Genomic DNA, 611 nt, shown 5'->3' with positions numbered 1-611 from the left:
GGCAGTGATGTCATGTGCCGTTGCTACTGTGATCTCAGTAGCAACGGGCGCGGTGACGCACTCTAGCCCATTGCTACTGTGATCCAACAAAATCCAGGAGCAAAAGTTAAACATATATACAATCATCTTCCATCAAAAGTCAGTACCAAAAGCTAAACATATATATAGACAAGCATTATCCATCAAAATTCAGTACCAAAAGCTAAACATATATACAACCATTATCCATCATACATAGTTCATCCACTATACATCAAAAGTAAGTACCAAAAGGCATCATACATCTACAAGTTCTTCTACCATACAATGTTCATGATCACCATACATTGTTTATCCACCATACATCAAAAGTCAGTACCAGAAGACATTATATATCAAGTTCATGATCCTCATGGATCACTCATGGTTGCATATCGAGCAACCTAGAACGATGGAGATATTGTTCGACCACGTCGGGCGGTGATATTGCATCCTTGATGAAGCTTTCAATTTGGAAGAGCAAACCATTCTTATGCTCATACAAATAGTTGAGGCAAATGGGACACTTCAACCAACGCATGACTCTGGAAAATTTGAAGGGGCTGACGGGGCCAGCATCGTCACTACTTCCA

General features: G+C 40.3%; 1 protein-coding gene. It reads right to left on the bottom strand.

Translation table 11 applies throughout. The features are described 5' to 3' along the window. Positions 1-400 precede the first annotated feature (400 nt). Positions 401-611 (bottom strand): hypothetical protein (locus tag ACQY5W_RS13320; RefSeq protein ID WP_428025455.1); only part of this gene is annotated, 211 nt, incomplete at its 5' end.

The sequence above is a fragment of the Arcobacter sp. genome (genome assembly GCF_050300555.1).
Taxonomy (GTDB): domain Bacteria; phylum Campylobacterota; class Campylobacteria; order Campylobacterales; family Arcobacteraceae; genus Arcobacter.
The sequence above is the reverse complement of the archived record's forward strand: the minus strand, read 5'-3'. Positions and strand labels throughout refer to the sequence as shown.